Consider the following 1,644-nt stretch of genomic DNA (forward strand, 5'->3'; position numbering starts at 1 on the left):
GCTGCTGATGACGATGTTGCAACGCGGCCGCAGGTCCGGCCCCACCGACACCGGCCGAACATTGGCCAATCTCACCGCCGCCGACTATCTGGGGGCGCTGATCGGCGGACTGCTGTGGCCGTTCCTGCTGCTGCCGCAGCTGGGCATGATCCGCGGCGCGGCGGCTACCGGCATCATCAACCTGGTCGCCGCGACGATCGTCGCAATTTTCCTACTGCGACAAGTGGTTAGTGCGCGCCAGCTGATCACGGCGCTGTGCGCGCTGGCCGCATCGCTCGCGCTGCTTGCCACGCTGCTGGTACGTGCTGCCGACATCGAGATGACCAGCCGCCAGCGGCTTTACGCCGATCCGATCATCGCCCACCGACAGTCGGCTTACCAAGAGATCGTGGTGACCCGCCGCGGTAACGACATGCGGCTGTATCTCGACGGCGGTCTGCAGTTCTCCACCCGCGACGAGTACCGCTATACCGAAAGCCTCGTCTATCCCGCGCTCAGCGCGGGCGCGCACTCGGTGCTGGTGCTCGGCGGCGGCGACGGCCTGGCCGCCCGAGAACTGCTGCGCCAGCCCGGCGTCGACAAGATCGTGCAAGTCGAGCTCGACCCAGCAGTCGTCGAATTAGCCCGTACCACAATGCGTTCCGCGAACGGCGGCTCGCTGGACAACCCGCGCGTGCACATCATCACTGACGATGCGATGACCTGGCTGCGCGGGCGGCAACACGGATCCTTTGACGCGGTGATCGTGGATCTGCCCGACCCGGACACCCCGGTGCTGGGCCGGTTGTATTCGACTGAGTTCTATGCGCTGGTTTCGCGTGCGCTGGCGCCCGGCGGGCTGATGGTGGTTCAGGCGGGCAGCCCGTATTCGACGCAGATTGCGTTCTGGCGCACGGTTTCCACGATCGAGTCCGCGGGCTACGCGGTGACGCCCTACCACGTGTATGTCCCGACTTTTGGCGACTGGGGGTTTGCCTTAGCGCGTCGCGGTGACTCGCCGCCGCGACCCTCGATGCCGCCCAACGCGCCGCCGATGCGTTTCCTCAATCAGTCGGTGCTCGACGCCGCCACCGTGTTCGCCCCCGACGTGCGGCCGCGCACGCTCGATCCCTCGACGTTGGAACATCCACGCGTTGTCGAGGACATGCGCCATGGCTACGACTAACCAGAAGTTCGAGCTGACGTTAGAGCCGCTGCGGGAGGCGGACCTGGATCTGGTGGCCGCGTGGCTCAACGCGCCGGAGGTGGGGCGCTGGTATTTGGTTGGCTCGACCATCGCCAAGGAGATCGACGAACTCCACCGCTGCGTCTTGGGTATCGAGCCGACGTCGGTTCTGCTGGTCCTCGAACGGGGCAAACCGATCGGATGGTGCCAGTGGTATCTCTGCCGGGACTACCCCGAGCACGCCCGCGAGGTCGGGACCGAACCGGACGACGCTGGGATCGACTACGCCATCGGTGATCCGGACCGCCGCGAAAAGGGCGTCGGTGCCGAACTGATCGCTGCCCTGGTCACCCACGTCAGGCAACGCCATCCGCGCGCCGGCGTGATCGCCGACCCCGAGGCCTCGAATACCGCGTCGCGACGGGTGTTGGAGAAGAACGGATTCCGGCTTCTCGACGAGCGGTCGCTTACGTCGGAGC

Annotated in this window: 2 protein-coding genes; both read left to right on the plus strand. The window is 66.4% G+C overall.

Translation table 11 applies throughout. The features are described from left to right. Window positions 1-1,165 (plus strand): polyamine aminopropyltransferase (locus WBF82_RS22360; protein ID WP_424385115.1); only part of this gene is annotated, 1,165 nt, incomplete at its 5' end. Continuing rightward, the coding region (locus WBF82_RS22365; protein ID WP_424385116.1) for a GNAT family N-acetyltransferase at window positions 1,152-1,644 on the plus strand (493 nt) is incomplete at its 3' end. The genes WBF82_RS22360 and WBF82_RS22365, both read left to right, overlap by 14 nt.

This window comes from Mycobacterium sp., assembly GCF_049673265.1.
GTDB lineage: Bacteria > Actinomycetota > Actinomycetes > Mycobacteriales > Mycobacteriaceae > Mycobacterium.